The organism is Ruegeria sp. HKCCD6647-2 (assembly GCF_057221075.1).
The window spans coordinates 602564-622524 of sequence record NZ_JBWVBD010000002.1; the positions used below are offsets into that span (position 1 = coordinate 602564).

21 protein-coding genes are annotated in these 19961 nt (G+C 58.3%); 10 read left to right on the top strand and 11 right to left on the bottom strand.

Features of this window, described 5'->3' with window-relative positions; translation table 11 throughout:
• Nucleotides 1-145: 145 nt before the first annotated feature.
• A complete protein-coding gene (locus AC2TDJ_RS08990; RefSeq protein WP_480841337.1) occupies nucleotides 146-1231 on the bottom strand; it encodes a polyamine ABC transporter substrate-binding protein in 1086 nt (361 codons plus the stop codon).
• A gap of 156 nt (nucleotides 1232-1387) precedes the next feature.
• Here AC2TDJ_RS08990 and AC2TDJ_RS08995 point away from each other — a divergent pair, with 156 nt between their 5' ends.
• Nucleotides 1388-2041, top strand: coding sequence for a GntR family transcriptional regulator (locus AC2TDJ_RS08995; RefSeq protein ID WP_480841339.1), 654 nt, complete (start codon nucleotides 1388-1390; stop codon nucleotides 2039-2041).
• Between the two features lie 358 nt (nucleotides 2042-2399).
• Entirely contained in the window at nucleotides 2400-3671 is a 1272-nt protein-coding gene (locus AC2TDJ_RS09000; protein ID WP_480841341.1) for an adenylate/guanylate cyclase domain-containing protein, read from the top strand.
• 105 nt (nucleotides 3672-3776) lie between these two features.
• On the opposite strand, the gene AC2TDJ_RS09005 is transcribed toward AC2TDJ_RS09000, so the two are convergent.
• Both AC2TDJ_RS09005 and AC2TDJ_RS09010 read right to left on the bottom strand, forming a co-directional pair.
• Complete coding sequence (locus AC2TDJ_RS09005) at nucleotides 3777-5093, bottom strand: lytic murein transglycosylase (RefSeq protein WP_480841343.1); 1317 nt, start codon at nucleotides 5091-5093, stop codon at nucleotides 3777-3779.
• A gap of 62 nt (nucleotides 5094-5155) precedes the next feature.
• Nucleotides 5156-5869: a helix-turn-helix transcriptional regulator gene (locus tag AC2TDJ_RS09010; protein WP_480841345.1), complete on the bottom strand. Its 714-nt coding sequence runs from the start codon at nucleotides 5867-5869 to the stop codon at nucleotides 5156-5158.
• Between AC2TDJ_RS09010 and AC2TDJ_RS09015 the strand changes: the two genes are divergently transcribed.
• Nucleotides 5868-6650: a glutathione S-transferase family protein gene (locus tag AC2TDJ_RS09015; RefSeq protein WP_480841347.1), complete on the top strand. Its 783-nt coding sequence runs from the start codon at nucleotides 5868-5870 to the stop codon at nucleotides 6648-6650. The genes AC2TDJ_RS09010 and AC2TDJ_RS09015 overlap by 2 nt on opposite strands.
• A complete protein-coding gene (locus tag AC2TDJ_RS09020; RefSeq protein WP_480841349.1) occupies nucleotides 6647-7033 on the top strand; it encodes a DUF1801 domain-containing protein in 387 nt (128 codons plus the stop codon). Before AC2TDJ_RS09015 ends, AC2TDJ_RS09020 begins: the two co-directional genes overlap by 4 nt.
• On the opposite strand, the gene rnr is transcribed toward AC2TDJ_RS09020, so the two are convergent.
• From rnr to dapE, 3 genes are read right to left on the bottom strand one after another with little or no spacing between them, the layout of a single operon-like run.
• The gene (gene rnr / locus AC2TDJ_RS09025) at nucleotides 7024-9282 is read right to left on the bottom strand and encodes a ribonuclease R (RefSeq protein WP_480841351.1); all 2259 of its coding nucleotides are present in this window, start codon (nucleotides 9280-9282) and stop codon (nucleotides 7024-7026) included. The two genes, AC2TDJ_RS09020 and rnr, sit on opposite strands and share 10 nt — an antisense overlap.
• Nucleotides 9283-9339: 57 nt before the next feature.
• On the bottom strand, nucleotides 9340-9915 hold the full coding sequence (locus tag AC2TDJ_RS09030) for a TIGR04282 family arsenosugar biosynthesis glycosyltransferase (RefSeq protein ID WP_480841353.1): 576 nt from the start codon (nucleotides 9913-9915) through the stop codon (nucleotides 9340-9342).
• Between the two features lie 3 nt (nucleotides 9916-9918).
• Nucleotides 9919-11058, bottom strand: a complete 1140-nt coding sequence (gene dapE / locus AC2TDJ_RS09035; RefSeq protein WP_480841355.1) for a succinyl-diaminopimelate desuccinylase — start codon at nucleotides 11056-11058, stop codon at nucleotides 9919-9921.
• A 208-nt stretch (nucleotides 11059-11266) separates the two neighbouring features.
• Between dapE and AC2TDJ_RS09040 the strand changes: the two genes are divergently transcribed.
• A complete protein-coding gene (locus AC2TDJ_RS09040) occupies nucleotides 11267-12325 on the top strand; it encodes a transporter substrate-binding domain-containing protein (RefSeq protein ID WP_480841357.1) in 1059 nt (352 codons plus the stop codon).
• On the opposite strand, the gene AC2TDJ_RS09045 is transcribed toward AC2TDJ_RS09040, so the two are convergent.
• Complete coding sequence (locus AC2TDJ_RS09045; protein WP_480841359.1) at nucleotides 12322-12669, bottom strand: hypothetical protein; 348 nt, start codon at nucleotides 12667-12669, stop codon at nucleotides 12322-12324. The genes AC2TDJ_RS09040 and AC2TDJ_RS09045 overlap by 4 nt on opposite strands.
• A 376-nt stretch (nucleotides 12670-13045) precedes the next feature.
• On the opposite strand from AC2TDJ_RS09045, the gene AC2TDJ_RS09050 reads away from it, so the two are divergent.
• Complete coding sequence (locus AC2TDJ_RS09050) at nucleotides 13046-13444, top strand: hypothetical protein (protein ID WP_480841361.1); 399 nt, start codon at nucleotides 13046-13048, stop codon at nucleotides 13442-13444.
• Nucleotides 13445-13581: 137 nt separating this feature from the next.
• Here AC2TDJ_RS09050 and dapD read toward each other — a convergent pair whose 3' ends face one another.
• From dapD to AC2TDJ_RS09065, 3 genes are all read right to left on the bottom strand, one after another.
• Entirely contained in the window at nucleotides 13582-14409 is an 828-nt protein-coding gene (gene dapD / locus AC2TDJ_RS09055; protein ID WP_480841363.1) for a 2,3,4,5-tetrahydropyridine-2,6-dicarboxylate N-succinyltransferase, read from the bottom strand.
• A gap of 154 nt (nucleotides 14410-14563) precedes the next feature.
• On the bottom strand, nucleotides 14564-15163 hold the full coding sequence (locus tag AC2TDJ_RS09060; protein ID WP_480841365.1) for a GntR family transcriptional regulator: 600 nt from the start codon (nucleotides 15161-15163) through the stop codon (nucleotides 14564-14566).
• Between the two features lie 44 nt (nucleotides 15164-15207).
• Nucleotides 15208-16125 (bottom strand): serine/threonine dehydratase, encoded by a 918-nt coding sequence (locus AC2TDJ_RS09065; RefSeq protein ID WP_480841367.1) that lies wholly within the window; start codon nucleotides 16123-16125, stop codon nucleotides 15208-15210.
• Between the two features lie 79 nt (nucleotides 16126-16204).
• On the opposite strand from AC2TDJ_RS09065, the gene AC2TDJ_RS09070 reads away from it, so the two are divergent.
• Both AC2TDJ_RS09070 and AC2TDJ_RS09075 read left to right on the top strand, forming a co-directional pair.
• Nucleotides 16205-17047, top strand: coding sequence for an LOG family protein (locus AC2TDJ_RS09070; RefSeq protein ID WP_480841369.1), 843 nt, complete (start codon nucleotides 16205-16207; stop codon nucleotides 17045-17047).
• A gap of 3 nt (nucleotides 17048-17050) precedes the next feature.
• A complete protein-coding gene (locus tag AC2TDJ_RS09075; protein ID WP_480841371.1) occupies nucleotides 17051-18148 on the top strand; it encodes a cystathionine gamma-lyase in 1098 nt (365 codons plus the stop codon).
• Here AC2TDJ_RS09075 and AC2TDJ_RS09080 read toward each other — a convergent pair whose 3' ends face one another.
• The gene (locus AC2TDJ_RS09080; RefSeq protein ID WP_480841373.1) at nucleotides 18149-18532 is read right to left on the bottom strand and encodes a hypothetical protein; all 384 of its coding nucleotides are present in this window, start codon (nucleotides 18530-18532) and stop codon (nucleotides 18149-18151) included. It abuts the gene before it with no gap.
• Nucleotides 18533-18692: 160 nt separating this feature from the next.
• Here AC2TDJ_RS09080 and AC2TDJ_RS09085 point away from each other — a divergent pair, with 160 nt between their 5' ends.
• On the top strand, nucleotides 18693-19619 hold the full coding sequence (locus AC2TDJ_RS09085; protein WP_480841453.1) for a DnaJ C-terminal domain-containing protein: 927 nt from the start codon (nucleotides 18693-18695) through the stop codon (nucleotides 19617-19619).
• Nucleotides 19616-19954, top strand: a complete 339-nt coding sequence (locus AC2TDJ_RS09090; RefSeq protein ID WP_480841375.1) for a hypothetical protein — start codon at nucleotides 19616-19618, stop codon at nucleotides 19952-19954. The genes AC2TDJ_RS09085 and AC2TDJ_RS09090 overlap by 4 nt, the downstream gene beginning before the upstream one ends.
• The last annotated feature ends 7 nt before the right edge of the window (nucleotides 19955-19961 follow it).

Consider the following 19961-nt stretch of genomic DNA (forward strand, 5'->3'; position numbering starts at 1 on the left):
CCATTGGGACGATCTGGATTTGGATCAGCAATTCACCGGCTGGCTATCCCACAGCGCGAGGGCAGCAATGCTCAAATCGCCGTTCGCACGACAGGCTGACGCGGCGGAGCAAGGCGGTATTGCCGCCTTGCTTGGACTATTTGGATCAGGTGCCCGATTTGATTTTGGTCCACAGACGTGTCACGACCCGTTGCGTTTTTGGCGGGTAGGGTGTTGTGATATAGAGGTTCTGCATGGTCGCTTCATCCGGGTAGATGGCCGGGTCACCGATCACGTCCTCTTCAAGGAACTCTTGCGAAGCTTTGTTGCCGTTGGCGTAGTACACATAGTTCGATGCAGCGGCCATGTTGTTGGCGTCCAGAATGAAGTTCAAGAATTGATGTGCGCCTTCGGGATTTGGAGCATCCGCGGGTATCGCCATTTGATCGAACCACATCAGCGAGCCTTCGGCGAACGGATGGTATTCGATGTTCACGCCATTCTCGGCCTCGACCGCGCGATCTCGTGCTTGCAGAACGTCACCTGACCAACCGACAGCGACGCATATGTCACCATTGGCCAGCGCGTTGATGTATTCCGAGCTGTGAAATTTCTGAATATGGGGACGGACGGCGGTCAGGACCTCTTCGGTCTTGCCGATCACGTCGGTGTCGTGGCTGTCTGGATCTTCACCGATATATTGCAATGTCATCGGGATGATCTCGGCCGGAGCATCCAGGAAATGTACTCCGCACGAGGCAAGCTTTTCGATGTTCTCAGGTTTCAGAACCAGATCCATGCTGTTCAGAGCGACGTCATCGCCCAGCACCTCCTTGACTTTGTCGACATTGACGCCAATGCCTGTTGTTCCCCACATGTAGTTGATCGAAAAGGCGTTGTTCGGGTCGTACCCGGCGGTGCGTTCCTGGATCACATCCCATAGATTTCCCGCGTTGGACAATTTTGACCTGTCCAATTCCTGAAACGCTCCGGCCTGAATCTGGCGCTGAAGAAACGTTCCCGACGGCACCACCACATCATAGCCTGAACCGCCAGCAAGCATTTTGGTTTCCAGAACCTCATTGCTGTCAAAAACGTCGTAAATCAGGGTCAACCCTGTCTCTTCCTCGAATTTGTTCAGCAGTTCTTCGTCGATGTAGTCGGACCAGTTATAGACGCGCACTTCTTCGGCGAACGCAGCCGAAGCCCCCAATGCAACGACCGCTGTCATCGTCAGCGTTTTGATGTTCATTTTTCTCTCCCTGAAGTTATGAGGTGTTTCCCTTGCAGCTTGATTTGATCAAGTTTTGCGTTTTCCCTCGATACAGCTTATGGTTTCACGAGGTCCGAAAGCTGGCAAGTTAACACTACGGAAAACAGGGCAAACCAATTGAATTCGACTAATAATATGGCCTTGGCCTCGCAGGCGGATGTGCAGAAACAACCCGCGCACGAGCAAGTATATCAGACACTCAGGGCACAGATCATGTACGGCGATCTGGTGCCTGGTCAGCCCGTCACGATACATGGCCTGACGGATTCGCTTGGCGTCAGTATGACGCCTGTGCGCGAGGCGATACGGCGTCTGATCTCAGATGGTGCCCTGGTGTTCCAGGGCAATCGCAGAGTCAGTGTTCCGCTCTTGTCGAATGATGACATCGAACAAATGATTTTTGCGAGATTATCAATAGAAACAGAACTTTCTCGCCGAGCTGCCCAAAAAATGAAGCCTGCGGATGTGGATCATCTGGAACGCATAGACCAGCGGCTGGACCGCACAATCACCGATGGTGACGTCAGCGGATATCTGCGGCTGAACCATGAATTTCATGAAACACTTTACGCCCATGCAAATGCGCCGATCCTCAACGACCTGGCAGAACGGCTCTGGCTCAGGTTTGGGCCTTCTCTGCGCGTTGTCAGCGGTCGCTTCGGCACCCAAAGCCTGCCGGATCGACATAAGGACATCATCTCGGCCTTGCGCACCAAAGATGCCGAAATGGTTTCAAAGGCAACCGCGCAGGACATTGAGCAAGGTATGGAACTGATGGTGGACGCGTAGACCTTATCTCAGCCGACTCGATTCGATTGACCGGGTTGAATTTGATCATATCGCAATTCGAAGCCACTATGGACCGACTGGTGAGACGTCCGGCAAATGGGCGGCTTGTTCCACTTTGCCCGATATCACTGCGTTGCCGGCAGGTTGTGGCCCGGTTCGAACCCGAAGCGGACACCAACAAAAAAGTTTCGCCAGAGGGCGTGCGGCACCCTGTTCTAGGAGTGAAGTAGTAGGTCGTGCTACAAATGCACAGATTGCTCGGATCATGGTCGCACATTCGCAATGCATGCAATCGCGTCCTGGATCCCATAGGCCGACTAATTCAAATCGCTTTTCTTCGACAGGGACGTGTTTCGGTATGATTGAGTTCGACAGGTCACCACTTTTGGATAGTGTCGCCACTTGGCTGATGCAGTGCGGCCTGCGCGATACCAAGGCTGAGGACGTCGTGCATGGCTTTGGCAACCGGCTTGTGTCCGCCGGAATTCCTGTCGTTCGGGTCAATGTCGGGGGAATGGTGCTGCATCCAATATTCGGCGCTTTGAACGTTCTTTGGACAGTCCGTGACGATCAGGCCAAGGCCGAACTCACACCCAGGGATCAACTGGACACACCCAGGTTTCGCAATACACCTTTTTTCGAATTGGCATGCAGCGGGGACACGTTCCGGCGCTACAAGCTGGAGGACGGGTCCACCGAACCCGACTTTCCGATCCTTGAAGACCTTCGTTCGGATGGGCTGACGGATTATCTCGTGCTGTTTGAGAGCTATCAACGCGATGACACCAGTCGTTGGTCGGACTTTCCGCCGGGGATGGAAGGCGTCGTGTTGTCGATCACAACCCGGCGTATCGGAGGATTCAGCGATTCTGAAATCAACTATATTCGAGCGCTGATGCCTGCCCTCGCGCTGGTCATAAAAACCGCGAAATCACGAATTCTGGCGCAAGGTCTGCTGGATGCGTACCTTGGAAGTTACTCGGGCAACCGTGTCCTGGATGGCGTTATCGAGCGCGGGGACGGCGGAGCAATAGACTGTATCTTGTTCTATTGCGACCTTCGCAACTCAAGCCGAATGGCGGAAGACATGCCAATGGACAGGTATCTCGCGTTGATAAACGACTACTTTGACTGCACGGCCGGAGCCGTGGAAGACCACGGCGGTGAAGTCCTCAAATTTATCGGCGACGCAGTTATGGCGATCTTTCCGATCGACGAAAAATCTCGTCCCGCAGTCGACATGTGCCGGGCGGCGCTGTCTTCGGTGTTGGAATGCTTGGCGCGTGCGCAGGAAAAGAACATCGCATGGGAAGAGCACGGGGGCAGGATTGATTTTGGAATTGCCCTGCACCGCGGCTCGGTCATGTATGGCAATGTCGGCACGGAACGTCGGCTGGACTTCACCACGATTGGACCGGCGGTAAATCAGGTCAACCGACTGGAAGGGCTGTGTAAGTCACTACGAACACCCCTGGTTTTGTCCTCTGAATTTGCGGCAGATGTTTCAACTCGCCTTGAGCCTTTGGGACTTCACAAATTGGCGGGTATGACGCAATCAACGCAGGTCTTTACGCTCCCGGAATTTGCACCTTCGGTCGAAAAAAGTGACACAGCCAGTCGAGTCAGATGATCGCTTTTTCTATCAGCATTCTGCCGCCCTGATCTGACACATCCAGCGCTGAGGTCCGAATTATTCACGTAACGAACCAGCGCGGGATTGGGACATCATCCTCGGTCAACGCAAACGTTCCAGCAGTTTCAGGCTGGCATACCCATCAGGCAACAGCCCCTGCGCCAACTGGTATGAGCGCACGGCGTTGGTCGTGTTCGGACCGATGCGCCCGTCAATGCTCTGCGTGTCGTATCCGGCCTGAGTCAGGCGTGTCTGCAGCTCCTTGCGTTCGGTGAAACTCAGCCCGCGATCGCCGCGGGGCCATTCGGCTTGAAACGCGCCGCTTCCGGACAACCTGTCTGCAAGATGGCCAATCCCGATCACGTAGGCGTCGGCACCGTTATACTTTTCGATCACTTTGAAGTTGTCAAAAATCATTAGCGCTACGCCCTGCCCACCCGCGGGCAACAGGATCGCGGCCTGACCATGATCCGGCACCGACGCACCGTTTGCAGCGACCACCCCACGTGCACCCCATTCAGATGGCATCAGCGTGTAATCGCGTCTGGCCGTGGCATAATCGAACCCGTCCGGCAGACGCACTTCAACACCCCATGGCTGTCCCTTGGTCCACCCAAAGCGCGCCAAATAGGCCGCGGCGGAAGCCAAAGCATCGGTCGGATCATCGGACCAGATATCTCGCCGTCCGTCGCCGTCGAAATCCACGGCGTGATCCAGATATGATGTCGGCATGAACTGTGTATGCCCCATCGCACCAGCCCAACTGCCGACCATATTTTCGGCACTTACATCGCCGGCTTGGACGATCCGCAAGGCGGCAATCAACTGGGTTTCAAAAAACGTCGCCCGCCGTGCATCGAATGCCAGCGTCGACAGCGATCGGATGGTCTGGTTGCTGCCCCGGTAGGTTCCAAACGACGTCTCCAACCCCCAGATCGCGGTCACAACTTCCTTTTCGACGCCATATTGCGCCTCAATCCGCGTCAGGGCTTCGCGATGCCTGCCCAGCCCGGCGCGCCCATCGGCGATGCGCGTGTCGGAGACAGCGGAATCAAGATATTCCCAGATTGGCTTTGAAAACTCGGCCTGATTGCGGTCTTTGTTTATGACCTCTTTGTCATAAGTAACCCCCGCCAGCGCCGTATCCAGTGTGCTCTGGCTGACCCCCTGCTCCCGGGCTCTGTCCCGGAACGCTCCGAGCCACGCCTGAAACCTTGCATTTCCTTCTGCTGACACGTGTTCCACCTTAGCCGTTGGCCGAAGAGCCGGCCGGATAGAAACCGTGACGTCTGCCGAAGCCAGCTGAGCCGAACCCGGCAGGTCCATGGGTTTCGACCCTGTTGATTTGTCTGTCGTTTCCGCCTGCACAATGGATGCCCATAATGCGGCGGTCATAACGCCACCTATGCATTTACGCATTCCGATTTTCCTGATTACTGCTCGGCAACAGGATAGCGCAGAACCGGCATTTCACAAAGCACTCAGGTCGTGTTTTCGTTGTCTTTCGCTTCCCGCTCAGCGCGAATGCGGGCCAGCGCCTCGCGCAACAAGGGCACTCGGTTTGGCCTAAAGCTTTCATCCGACACGGACATCTTGCGTATGCGGTCCAGCCTGAAGACACGGAAATCCTGCCGAAGATGGCACCAACTGATCAACACGCTGGCGCGGTCCATGTAGACAATGCTCAGTGGGTTGACCTTGCGCCGCGTATCGTCACCTTTGGCGTCCGTATACGCAAATTCGATCACGCGCTCGTCCCAGGTGGCTGAGCGCAGATTGGCGACGTCGATCGTCGGCTTGGCCGGTCGATCAAAGCGGGTTGCGGTCAGGACTGCATGGCTCAGACGATGGGACTGGCGTTGTGGTAAGCGGCCCTGCAACTTGCGCAACGCTGCGCTGGCCGCATCCGACAGTCCGGGATCGCCGATCGATTGCACCTCGCGCAGGCCAAGGACAAGCGCCTCAAGCTCGTCATCTGTGAACCCCAGGGGCGGCAGAGTGGCGTCCTCGACCAAGGTAAAGCCAAAACCGGCCTCTCCATCAATCACCGCGCCAAGGCTGCGCAGAGCATCGATGTCCCGGTGCACCGTGCGGGGCGAAACGCCAAGATCCTGTGCCAGCTGCACCGACGTTTTCGGCGACGGACCAGAGCGGAGGGCTTGCATCAACTGAAACAGGCGGGCGGTACGGGACATGGCACAGACTAATCTAAACCTGATGACAGTTTCTGTCATTAGTCTGAACTATCCATGTGGCATCCCAACCACGGAGCCGACGATGCTGACCCTTCTGACCTTTCCCTCTGCTTTTGGCCTGTTCAGCGCCAGCCCGTTCTGCGTCAAGACCGCATATATGCTTCAGCAATCCGGGCAGCGCTGGCGGCGGTCCGACATGCTGGACCCCCGCAAGATGCCGCACCAGAAACTGCCGGTGCTGCGCACACCGGAACGCCTGGTCCCAGACAGTGACCTGATTCGCGACTGGCTTGAGGCGCAGGGGGCCGATTTCGACAGGGGCCTGACCGATATACAAAAGGCGCAATCGCGCGCGTTGGTCCGATTGGCCGAGGAACATCTGTATTTCCAGATTGTTCTGGACCGCTGGGGCAATGACGATGTCTGGCCAATCCTGCGGGACATGTTCTTTTCTGAAATACCCGCGCTGATCCGCCGTCCGGTAAGCAATTCCATTCGAAAGTCCGTACTGACGGGTCTAAGCACGCAGGGTGTTTCGCGGTTTTCCGATGCAGAGCGAACAGAAAGGATCGAGCGCGACCTCGAGGCGATCTCAGCCTTTCTGTGGCAATCAACCTTTCTGATGGGGGATCACCCGACTTCGGCAGACATGAGCGTGGGACCAATGCTGGCTGCGATGCGTGCCACGCCGGCCGATACACCGCTGACCCGCCGTATCAAACAGGATAAGCTTCTGAACAGCTATGTGGACCGGATGGAACAGGCAATACCCCTGGCATGACACCGATTGACGACCCGGCAGTGAAGGCCGCCTTTGAGGCATTTCCCCAGAGCACCCGCAAGGGCGCTCTGATCCTGCGGGAACTTGTTCTGAACACAGCGGGGTCAATTCCAGACGCCCAGCCTTTGCAAGAGGCGCTACGTTGGGGTCAGCCTGCGTACCTGGCACCCAAAGGCTCCACGATCCGGCTGGGCTCCCACAAATCTGCGTCGTTTGCCTTGTTCGTGCATTGTCAGAGCCGGCTAATAGGCGATTTCACCTCAGCCTTTCCCAATGAGGACCGGATCGACGGCAATCGGGCCGTGCTGTTTGACGATCCGGACCAGATCGACGAAACCCGTCACGGCTGGCTGATTGCGCGGGCCCTGACCTATCACCTTTGACGGCGTTTTCGCTCGATCTTGCGCTTGATCTTGTCCTTTTTTCGCTTCGAACTGACTGCCTTTCGGCGCGTTGATCGCCCCGCCGAGCCGCGACTGCGCGGCAGCGCGTGATCTTCGATGGACAACAATTCCAGTTCCAGCCCACCGGTCACTGGGGTCGCTTCGGTCAGACGCACGGTCACGCGCTGGCCGATGGCAATAATCAGCCCGGTGTCCGAACCCATCAGGGTTCCGGCCTCACGATCGAAATGAAAAAACTCACGCCCCAGCGAGCGTACGGGAACAAGACCGTCCGCACCGGTTTCATCCATCTTCACGAACGCGCCGAACCGGGCGATGCCACTGATCCGGCCTGTGAACTCATTGCCCACGCGTTCGCTGAGATAGGCGGCAAGGTAGCGGTCGGTCGTGTCCCGTTCCGCCATCATCGAGCGGCGTTCGGTGTCCGAGATGTGGGTGGCGGTTTCCTCGAGCCTGTCGATTTCCTCTTCGGTCAGTCCGTCCTTGCCCCAGCCATGCGCCGAGATCAGCGCGCGATGCACAATCAGGTCGGCATAGCGCCGGATGGGCGACGTGAAGTGCGCATAATTCCGAAGCGCCAGCCCAAAATGGCCAAAGTTCTCGGGGTTGTAATAGGCCTGAGCCATCGACCGCAGCGTCGACAGGTTGATCAGTTCCGCATCTTCAGTCCCGGCGGCGGCGTTCAACAGCGCGTTCAGGTGGCGGGTTTGCAGCACCTGCCCTTTCGCCAGGTTGAGACCCGCTGCCTGCGCCGTTTCCCGCAGGCTTTCCAGTTTCTCGGGCGCGGGCTCCTCATGCACGCGAAACAGCAGCGGGCGGTGTTTTGCGATCAGTGTTTCAGCGGCGGCGACGTTGGCGAGGATCATGAATTCTTCTATCAGCCGGTGTGCGTCCAGACGTTCGCGGAACGCGACGCTTTCCACTTTGCCGGTTTCGCTTAACACGATCTTTCGCTCGGGTAAGTCCAGCTCCAGCGGCTGCCGCACTGCGCGCGCCTTCTTCAACGCGGCGTAGGCGGCGTAGAGAGGTTTCAGAACGGGCTCCAGCAAGGGTCCGGTCCGGTCATTTGAATTGCCGTCGATGGCCTCTTGCACTTCGGCGTAGTTCAGGGACGCAGCCGAGCGCATCAGCCCCCGTAGGAATCGATGGCCGATCTTGTTGCCTTCGGCGTCGATCTGCATCCGCACGGCGATACAGGCCCGCGGAACACCTTCATGCAGCGAGCACAAATCGCCCGAAAGACGGTCGGGCAGCATCGGCACCACGCGATCCGGGAAATAGCTGGAATTGCCCCGTTTGCGCGCCTCTCGGTCCAGCGCGGTTCCGGGCTGCACGTAAGCGGCCACATCAGCGATGGCGACCCAGATCACATGGCCGCCGGGGTTCTTCGGATCGTCATCCGCGTGCGCATAACAGGCGTCGTCATGATCCCGCGCATCCGAGGGGTCGATGGTCAGCAGCGGCATATCGCGCAGGTCTTCACGCCCCTTAAGTCCAGCAGGTTTGGCCTTGTCAGCCTCGGCAATCACCTTGTCGGGAAAATCGTCGGGGATGCCGTGCTGATGGATTGCGATCAGCGAGACAGCCTTGGGTGCCGACGGATCACCCAGCCGTTCCACAATGCGCGCTCGGGGCAGACCCATGCGGTTCTTTGGCCCGGCCTGTTCGGCCTCGACCAGTTCGCCATCCTTTGCGCCCAAAACCGCGCCATCATGGACCAGCCACTCGGTCTGGCCGGTCTTGTCGATGGGCACGATCCGCCCACCCTCGGCCCCTTTGCGAAAGATACCGACAATCTTACGCGGATTGGTTCCGATGCGGCGGATCAGGCGGGCCTCATAGTTGTGGTCTTCCTCGTGCACCACCGTCAGGCGGGCCAAGATGCGATCGCCCTCTCCCAGCGCAGGATCACTGGCGCGGGAGATGATCAGGACGATAGGCTCGACCCCTTCGCCATGCCACTCGAGCGGACGCGCAAAAAGGTCGCCATCCGCGTTCGGGGCCTTCACCTGCAACACGCTGACTGGCGGCAACCGATCCGGGTCGCGGTAACTGCGCTTGCGCTTTTCAAGATGCCCTTCGGCCTCAAGCTCCTTGAGGATACGTTTGAGGTCGATCCGGTCCGCGCCCTTGATACCAAAGGCCTTGGCGATATCGCGTTTCGAGGTCAGGGTGGGGTTCGCCGAGATCCAATCGAGGATCTCCTGCTTGGTGGGGATGCGAGTCATATCTTCGGCGTATCACGGGGATGCGACCGCGTCATGACCAAAAAGCGGCACTCGGCGTCAGGAATTCAGATCGGCCATGGTGTCAACGTCCCGCAAATGATTCAACAATGCGACCCGGCAGCCCGGCACCGAAGCCAGCGTGTCCGCGAGCGCGTGTTCCGTCGACCATCGCACGCTGTCGAACAGGCCGGACGGTAACGCCTTGTAGCGCTGCGCCCCGACAAGCCAGTAGCCGCCGTCCGGCGCGGGGCCGAATACCATCTGAGCAGAACCCAAATACTGGAAGGCTTGCGCAACATGTTTGCGCGTGATGCCCGGAATATCGGCGCCGATCAGGCAAACCGGCCCTTTCGGTGCTGAGCGCAACATGCGCCCCATGCGATCCCCAAGGTCGCCCCTGCCCTGGGCGGCACGCGGCAGGTCGGCAGGCCAAACCCGGCTGCTCAGCCCTTCCCGGTCGGGCGAGACAGCCAGCAATAAATCCCAACGCGGATCACGCAAGCGCCTGATCAGCGACCTGGTCTGATGCCGAAACCACCAGGCGGCATTGACCATGCCGATTTCCCGACCCAACCGGGTTTTGACGCGGCCCGGCCGAGGTTCCTTGACCATGATAACCAGAGTGCGTTGCATGGGTCAGGCAAAATAATCAGCCAGTATGCGCGCATAGATCGTCTTGAGCTGTTGTATCTGGGCTATTTCGACGCATTCATCGACCTGATGCATGGTGCGACCGACCAGTCCGAACTCTACCACTGGGCAATGGTTCTTGATGAACCGCGCATCGGATGTACCGCCGGTTGTCGACAATTCGGGCTGCACGCCGGTTTCAGCCTGAACGGCGCGTGCCACGAGGTCGGAAAGTTCGCCGGGCGGCGTCAGAAAGCTTTCACCTGAGATCTTGATTTTCGTTGCGACCTCGACGCCGAATTCTTCCGAAACCCGAGCCGCTTCAGCCGTCAACCATTCGCTGAGGCTGGCGCCGGAATGCAGATCGTTGAACCGGATGTTCACAGCCCCGCTGCATTGTGCAGGGATGACGTTGGTTGCGGGGTTTCCGGCATCGATGGTCACGACGGCCAGAGTTGAGGCATCAAAATGCTTCGTACCGCGATCCAGCTCGTGGCTGGCCAGACGATCCATCAGCCGGGCCATCGCGGGCAGCGGGTTTTTGGCCCTGTGCGGGTAGGCGGAATGACCTTGCTCTCCAGTCGCAGTAAACCAAGCGGTCATCGAGCCGCGGCGTCCGATCTTCATCATCTCGCCCATTTGGTTCGGACAGGTAGGTTCGCCGACCAGACAAGCGGTCATGCGTTCGCCAGATTGCTCCATGTAATCGAGCAAGGCCGTTGTACCGTCCAGCGCGTCCGCCTCTTCATCACCGGTGATCGTCAGGATTATGGCCCCGTCCGGGGGCGTATCGCGGACGAAGTCGATCGCGGCAGCGGCAAAGGCCGCCACGCCCGACTTCATATCCGTTGCGCCGCGTCCGTACATCACGCCGTCACGGATTTCGGCACCAAAAGGCGACATGGTCCACGCGGCTTGGTCGCCAACGGGAACGACATCCGTGTGGCCGTTGAATCCAAAGCTGCGCGGATGACCCTTTTGCCCCCATCGTGCGAACAGATTGGCGATGCCGCCCCGATCCACGCGGGTGCAAACGAACCCGGCCTCCGACAGAATGCGTTCCAGCAGGACCAGTGCACCGCCTTCTTCAGGTGTGACCGATGGGCAACGGATCAGCTCTGCGGTCAGCTGGACGGGATCGGTCATGGGATACCTCATGGAAGTGTTCAGGCCTTTGTTCGCGCACAGATTCAACGAATTGGCCGGATTGCCAACCCCAAGAGCCCAGATTGTGACCGCTAATCCGCCTTCGTTTCACATTGATACGCCAATAAAACAGGCAAGATGACCCCGCGACCGCCTTGCCGCGCAACCCGCAATTGCGTTACAGGGCCGCGAAACAGGTAAATAGACAATGATGCGCGCCCTCTTCGCTCTGATCTGCCTGACGTTCGCGGTTCTTGCACAGCAAAGCCAGGCTCAGTCCCTTACGGTCACCACTGTGACCCGCCCTCCGTTTTCATATGTGGAAGACGGGGCCGAGACCGGGTTTTCGATGGATCTGCTCGAAGCGCTGTCCGAGGCACTGGGTTGGAATTACTCCATCAACCGGGTCGAAGCGTTTGGGGAAATGCTGAGCGCCGTGCAGGACGGCAGCGCGGATCTTGCGATTGCAAATATCTCGATCACTGCCGCGCGCGAAACCCAGATGGATTTCAGCCAGCCGATTTTCGAGGCCGGGTTGCAGATCATGGTGCCCTCGGACGCGGCTCGCAGGCCGTCGCTGCTGCATGCATTGCTGTCACGTGAACTGTTTATTGCCATTGGCCTCGCTTTTGCCATCCTTCTGGGCGGCGGCATGTTGATGTGGGGTTTCGAACGCCGCGCACAACCCTATTTTGACCGCAAGCTCAATGAGGCCTGGTTTCCGTCATTCTGGTGGGCGCTCAATCTGGTTGTGAATGGCGGGTTCGAAGAACGCATGCCGCGCACCCCATTCGGACGCCTGTTGGGCGTGGTGTTGGTGGTGTCATCGCTGTTTATCGTTTCCGTGTTCACCGCACGGATCACATCGGTCATGACCGTGGATGCAATCAGCGGCAACGTGAACTCGGTCAATGATCTGTACGGCAAGCAGGTCGGTACCATCTCAAGTTCAACCGCAGCCAATTTCCTGAACCGACGCGAGATCGAGTTTGCCGGTTTTGACGATCTTGAAGGATTGCTTAGCGCATTCACAAATGAAGAGCTGGATGCGGTCGTCTTTGACGCGCCGATCCTGTCGTATTTCGCCTCCCATGAAGGGCGCAGGGTCGCTTCGATGACCGGTGGCGTCTTCCTGCGCGAAAACTACGGCATTGCTTTCCCGACGGGATCACCCCTTGTTGAGGACGTCAATCAGGCCCTTCTGGCCCTGCGCGAAGACGGGACTTATGACGAGATTTACCGGAAGTGGTTCGGTGCCCGCAATTAGGCCTGCTCTTCATCCCCGAAAAATGGCGTCATCTGCGCGACGATAACCGCGTTTTCGTCCAAAGCTCGCTGCATCAGGGCCCGCTCATCGGGGTCGATGTCGTGACCCTGTGCTTCGCGCTCGGCCAGGGTGCCATAGCCAGTGACATCCAGTGGCGCGGTGTCAGCTTGTTTCAGGATGGCCACAGTTTCACGCACGGCTTCGGCTTCGTCCACGCCGGATGCGAAACACATCAACGCCGCCCCGGTCGCCCCTTCAGGCAACCCATCGCCTTCCTTGCGGCCGATCTGAACCAACAAGGTATAAACCTGCTGGCGCGAGGGTTTCTTGGTCTTCTTTTCCATGCCGTCTGCCTTACGTCCGCAAGATGAAACGGTCAACTCATTCAGCCATCTACCTACTTTCAGCGATTCGCAGGGGCGTCACCAATCAGGTTGTGCCATGTGTGTGGCGGCACCCAGACTTGTGCAAAATGGACACAGCATGTCGATAAAAAATTCGCCAAGGGATTGACATCAAATTTTGCAAGAATCCGGATAGTTGAAAACGGCATTAATTGGCCGGTATTTCTGCCCATATTGCGCGAATTTCGGCTGAACACGACATCACCTTTTCAAGCCGTTACTTGGTGAAATGAACAAAAATTAAGATGCGCACACTGCAATTTGATTTTTTGAGAAGGGAAGTTAGATGAGTATGTTGTCAAAATTCCTAACAATAATGGCAAGCCTTTTCGCGTTGGCCATGGCACCCGCAGCGCTGGTGTTGTCGGTGTTTTCCTCTGATGCCGCACATGCACAAGAGCAATCAGTCGCGGACGATGATGATGAGGACGGCGAGGACGAAGGCGAGGCCGAGAACGAGGACGACGGCGAGTCTGAGGACGACGGCGAAGCCGAGGACGATGGTGAATCCGAGGATGACGGCGAGGCCGAGAGCAATGGCGCGTCCGAGAACGACGATGAGTCGGACACTGAAGGCCGTTCAGGCGAGGAAGAAGAAGAGAACACAGAAGAAGACGATGATGACGAAGAAGTAGAGGAAATCGAAGAAGACGATGATGGCGAGGAAGAAGAAGAGACTGAAGAAGAAGTAGAACGGCCGGGCGAAGACCGCTAACCAAAAAGGTTACTATGCCAAGCACGGCGACCTGATCAGAGCTTTGAAAGTTCGATTTCTGGTGTTTTCTTCCGCCAGCTGTCAAAAAGAAAGGCCGGGGCCACTGCGCACCGGCCTTTTCCCTTTGGTACAAAGTATCAGTCGCGCAGCAATTCGTTGATGCCTGTTTTCGAGCGGGTTTTTTCGTCAACACGTTTCACGATTACCGCGCAATACAGGCTGACGTTGTTCTTCGACGGCATCGAACCGGCCACGACCACAGAATAGGGCGGCACTTCGCCATACATGACCTCGCCGGTCTCGCGATCGACGATCTTTGTGGATTTGCCGATAAACACGCCCATGCCCAGAACCGAGCCTTCGCGGACGATACAACCCTCGACCACTTCGGAGCGCGCACCGATAAAGCAGTTGTCCTCGATAATGGTCGGGCCGGCCTGCATCGGCTCCAACACACCGCCGATGCCGACACCGCCGGACAAGTGCACATTCTTGCCAATCTGCGCACAGGAGCCGACCGTGGCCCAGGTATCGACCATGGTGCCTTCGTCCACATATGCGCCAAGGTTAACGAAGGACGGCATCAGCACGACGCCCGGAGCGATATAGGCTGATTTGCGGACCACACAGTTCGGAACTGCACGGAAACCTGCGGACCGCCACTGGCTTTCACCCCAACCCGCAAACTTGCTGTCGACCTTGTCCCACCAGCCACCAACCTGCGGACCGCCCGACTGGATTTCCATGTCCTTGATGCGGAAGCCCAGCAGAACCGCCTTTTTGGCCCACTGGTTTACATGCCAGCTGCCGTTCTCCAGTTTTTCGGCCACACGCAGCGAGCCGCTGTCCAAAGCGTTCAACGTATCCTCGATCGCTTCGCGCTGTTCACCTGTTGTGGCTGGGCTGATCGTATCGCGAACCTCCCAGGCGGCTTCGATTGCGGCTTCCAGTTGCGCGTTGGACATGGGGTTACTCCCTGCAGAATCTGTTCACGTTGGTTTGGCCTATACGCAAGCAGGACCTATGGTGCAATGCGACGCAGAGGGCCCTGTTTACGTCAACATTCTGCCGCTGCCTAATAAGGCACCTTTGACGCGCGGATGATGTTGCAGGACGGGGCTAGCTGGCGCGACGAATGTGGCGCACCAGAATTGACGTCGCGGCTGCGGCGTCTTTGTTCTTTAGCGCCTGTATGATGGCGGCATGATCGGTATCGACGCGCTTCACCCATTTCGGGCGCCAATGCGCGAACAGATGCCGTGCACCAGCGATATGCAGATCGTCGATTGTGTGCAAAAGACGCGGCAATGCGCAGGGCGTCAGTATGGTTCTGTGAAAGACACGGTTCCGAGCCTCCCAAACTGGCATGCTGTCGGCGGCGTCACAGGCGATCCGGGCGTCATCCGCCAGTTTCAAGGCAGCCGGAGTCATATTCTGCACCGAATGCTGAAGCGCCAGGGCTTCCAGCGCGACCCGCATTTCGATCACCTCGCGCACCTCGGCCGGATCGAGTGCAGTCACCCGCATCCCGCGTCGGGGCGCGCTTTGGGCCAGCCCATGCGCTTCGAGCCGCAACAATGCCTCGCGCACTGGCACGTGGCTGGTTTCGAATGTGCGGGCAATATGGTCCTGGCGCAGCTTTTCTCCCGCCGCCAAATCACCCGTAACGATTTGCTGGCTCAGTTTTTCGTAGATCGTGTCGGCAATGGTCGCGTTCATGGATTATAGATAAAAAGCGCAACCTGTTTCCACAAGCGGATAATTCACCCGTCCAACGGGTCCGGAGCAATATTTCCTCCGCACACCAAAACGGCCACGCGTTCGCCTGGTTCCGGCCGATATGCGCCGGACGTCAAGGCGGCCAATGCCGTCGCTCCGGCAGGTTCAACCAGAATGCGATGTGCTTGCCAGAGGGCTTTCTGCGCCGCCGCGATAGATGCGTCCGACACCAGAACCGAGGTCATCCCCTGCGCGAGGCCGAAACAGATGTTCCCGATCCGCCTCGCGCCCAGCGCGTTCGCCGCAATGCCGGATACTGTGACATCCACCGGCTCGCCTGCTTGCAGCGCCGCGTTCAGGGCGCAGGAGGTATCAGGCTCAACCGCCACGACTTTGCGTGCGCCCTGAAACCAGGCCAGGGCACCGGCGATCAAACCGCCACCGCCAACGGCGACCAGAACAGTGTCCGCCTGCAAACCTTGCGCATCCCATTCGGCAAAACACGTGCCCTGCCCGGCAACAGTAGCCGGCGCGTCATAGGCATGGATCTGCATTGCGCCGTTTTCTTCCTCATGTACTTTCGCCAGGGTCAGCGCATTGGCGTATTCACCGGAGACGACGCTCAGGTCCGCGCCAATACGCTCGATCAGGCCAATCTTGGACGGCCCGGCCAGTTCCGGCACGAATATCTTGGCCGGATGTCCCAACGCGCGGGCCGCAAAAGCAGCGGCGGCACCGTGATTGCCCCCTGACGCGGCCACGACGCCCGCCGCGGGCACCTCCATGCTGAGCAGTGTGTTGAACGCCCCACGTGCCTTGAAGCTGCCCGTGTGCTGCAAATGCTCCAGCTTCATCTCGACCGGGAAATCCAGGCCAAGCGTGGTACTCTCCATAACCGGCGTCTTCTGTGCATATCCGTCGACACGGTTTGCCGCCGCCAAAATTTCAGTCTTCCAATCCATTCTTGTCTTTCCGTGACTGGCACTCTGCCCGCGAACCCTATAGCTGTTTGGGAAACACGCAAGCAGGGATACTTCAACAATGAGAGAAGACCGCCTCAGCCCGTTCCGCGATGCGCAGACCGACCGTTCGACCGCAAGCGAGGTGCCGGATACGCCACAGACACGGTCCCCGGCCTATCGCCTTGCTTTTGCCGACGATGATTTCCTGTGCCGGGACGAATTGCGGCCGGTGCGTCTGCAACTGGAACTGCTGAAGCCCGAGATGATCATGAGCGAGCGCGAGATCACCTCGACCATCGTCATGTTCGGCGGCGCGCGCATTCCCGAGCCATCCCAAAAGCACACGGCTCGGACCAAGACTTTGGCCGGGCTGTCGAAATATTATGATGAGGCCCGCGAGTTCGCGCGGCTGATGACCGAGAAATCCAACCAGACCGGCTGCCGTGAGAACGTGATCGTCACCGGTGGCGGACCCGGTGTGATGGAAGCCGGTAATCGCGGCGCGCAGGATGCGGGTGGCTGCTCGATCGGCCTGAACATCGTGCTGCCGCACGAGCAGGCCCCAAACCTTTACGTGACGCCGGACCTCAGTTTCAATTTTCACTACTTCGCCATCCGCAAGATGCATTTCCTGATGCGTGCCCGCGCCATCACCATCTTCCCGGGCGGGTTTGGCACGATGGACGAACTGTTCGAGTCCCTTACTCTGATCCAGACCGGCCGGATGGAGCGCGTGCCGTTCCTGCTGTTTGGTCGCGAATTCTGGGAGAAGGTCATCAACTGGGCGGCTTTGGCGGATGCCGGAACCATCTCGGACGAGGATCTGGACCTGTTCCGCTTTGTCGACACCGCACAAGAGGCAGTTGATATCATCGAGAACTGGGAACCTGCGCCGCCACGCGACGAAATACCGGGGCGCTGAACCATGGCACCAAAACCCGGAGAGATGCTTCACCTGCGTGGCAACGCTTTGGGCAAGGGCGATCCCGTAGCGCTGCCGCTGACGCAAAGCAGCATGTTCCACCTGCCCGGAGCACCGGACGGATTTGCGACATATGGCCGTGTCGATAACCCGACATGGGAGCATTTGGAGCACGTTCTGTCCCACCTTGAAGACGCACCTTGCCTAACTTTCCCCTCAGGGATGGGGGCAATTTCTGCCGCTCTGTTTGCCACAGTCAAAGCCGGTTCACGCATTCTGATCCCATCGGACGGTTATTACGTAACCCGCCTGCTGGCTGACCGGTTTCTGGCCGGGTTGGGTGTCCTGGTCGAGGAACGGGCCACTACGGAGTTCTCGACGGGAGGATTTGAAGGGTTTGACGTTGTTTTTGTCGAAAGCCCTTCGAACCCCGGCCTCGACATGATCGACCTTGGATCAGTGGCTGAAGATGTCCGGGCAGCCGGTGGTGTCACGATTGCCGACAATACAACGATGACCCCCTTGGGCCAGCGCCCGCTGGACATGGGCATCGACATAGTTGTGGCCTCAGACACCAAGGCCATGGGTGGTCACTCCGACCTGCTGATGGGACATGTCGCCAGCCGCAATGCGCAGATCATGGAACGGGTCGAAGAATGGCGGAAGGTCTCCGGGTCTATCCCCGGACCACACGAGGCATGGTTGCTGCATCGCGGGCTGGAAACGCTGGATGTGCGGTTTGACCGCATGTGCTCATCAGCGCAGGTTCTTGCAGAACGACTTGCGATGCATCCAGCGGTAAAACATGTACGCTACCCGGGCCTGCCCGATGACCCGGCGCACGCATTGGCCAAGGCTCAGACCGCTCGGTTCGGATTTCTGCTCAGCCTTACTCTGAACTCCGAGGAAAAGGCCGAGCATTTCATCAATGACTGCCGGCTTCTGCGCCCCGCCACATCCTTCGGCGGCGTCCACAGCTCGGCCGAACGCCGCGCGCGTTGGGGGGATGATGTCGATCCGGCCTTTGTCCGGCTGTCGGTCGGCTGCGAACCGGTTGAGGAGCTGTGGCAGTCTATCGAAACCAGCCTGAACGGCTTGTAACTATTTCGTCGGACCACGCAGTTCCTTGAACACATAGATCGGCAGCACGACGCTGGCGATCAACGACCCCAGCCATACCAGCAATGTCGCCGCCAGCAGGTTGGAAATTCCGCCCACGGTCAGCCCCGTCGTAATCAGATCGGTCACCAGCAATCCGACGAAAGTCACAATCAAAGCGATCCCGCCTTTAAGTGCCGGAGCTTTCTTTTCACCCAGTTTCAGGATCAAAGGCTCAGCCACCACCTGCACAACCGTAAAGACGATCACCACAACGATGAACGAGATCGGCCTGATCGCAAACCCCGCCAACAGAAGAGAAGCCAACAACAAACCAATTGCGTTCCCCGCCAGCAACGCCAATGCGGACTTAATTCTGCGCGTCATCCCTCGGTCTCCGTCAATTATCATCTCAAAACATGCAGATATTAGCAGGGCACCGGGAATTTGCGAGATAATTCAAACGCCTCTTCATTTTGACCTGTTGAAATCGCGTGATAGAACACATTCATCAAGATCAGACATGCCCCTGACCCACGAGTGTGAGATGAGCGACGATCCCTATTCCGTCCTTGGCGTCTCGAAGGACGCCAGCGACGCCGAGATCAAGAAAGCCTATCGGCGTATCGCCAAAGAGTGCCACCCCGACCTGAAGCCCGGAGATGCCGAGGCCGAGGCGAAATTCAAAGCGGCTGCGGCGGCCTATGATCTGCTCAAAGACCCTGAAACGCGGGCACGTTACGACAATGGCGAAATCGATGCCTCGGGTCAGGAACGTCCTCAGCAGCAATATTATCGCGACTATGCCGAAGCCGCCGGAAATCCCTATCGTTCGGGCGCAACCTATGGCGACCCGGAGGACATGTCCGACATCTTCGCTGAGTTCATGCGCGGGCGCGGGGGGTTCAGTGGGCAGCGCACGCAGGAATTCCACGCGCCGGGTCACAATCTGAACTACTCGCTGCAGATCAGCTTTCTGGATGCGGTGTTCGGGGCCAGCCAGAAACTGACCCTGCCTGACGGAGACCGGATTGAAGTCAAGATCCCTGCCGGCATCACCGATGGCCAGACCATCCGGCTGCGCGGCAAGGGCGCGCCGGGTTATGGCGAGGGTCCACCGGGCGACGCCCTGGTGACTGTTTCCGTCGCCAAGCACCCGGTTTTCGACCGTCGGGGCGATGACATCCATATTACGCTGCCGATCACGATTGACGAAGCCGTGCTGGGTGGAAAGGTTCCCGCCCCGACAATTGATGGCGGTGTGAACGTGACTGTCCCGGCGGGTACCAGCAGTGGCAAGACCCTGCGGCTGCGCGGCAAGGGGGTGAAAAAGCGTGGCTCCTCCAAACGCGGCGATCAGCTGATCGAACTAACCGTCACCATGCCAGACAAGATCGATGATGAGCTGAAGCAATTCATGGAGACATGGCGCGACACGCACCGCTATGATCCGCGGAAAGGAATGCCGTTATGACCCTGACCGAAGAGGAACTGATCGATACCATCGCCCGCCTGACGTCGGACCGGCTGACCGAGTATCTGGCCGCTGAAATCGTAATCCCCGAGCAATCGGAACAGGGGCTGGTTTATCAGAGCATCGACGTTGCGCGGCTGGAGCTTGCCTGCGAATTGCATGACCAATACGACATGGAGGCTGACGCCCTGTCGATGATGATCTCACTGATCGATCAGATGCACGGGCTGCGCGCCGAGTTGCGCGAAGTTCTGAATGCGGTTGATAAGCAACCCGAGCCGGTGCGCCAGCAACTGATCGAGGTGATTGGAGCGGCGCGGTTCAGTCGCAGGTAACACTGGA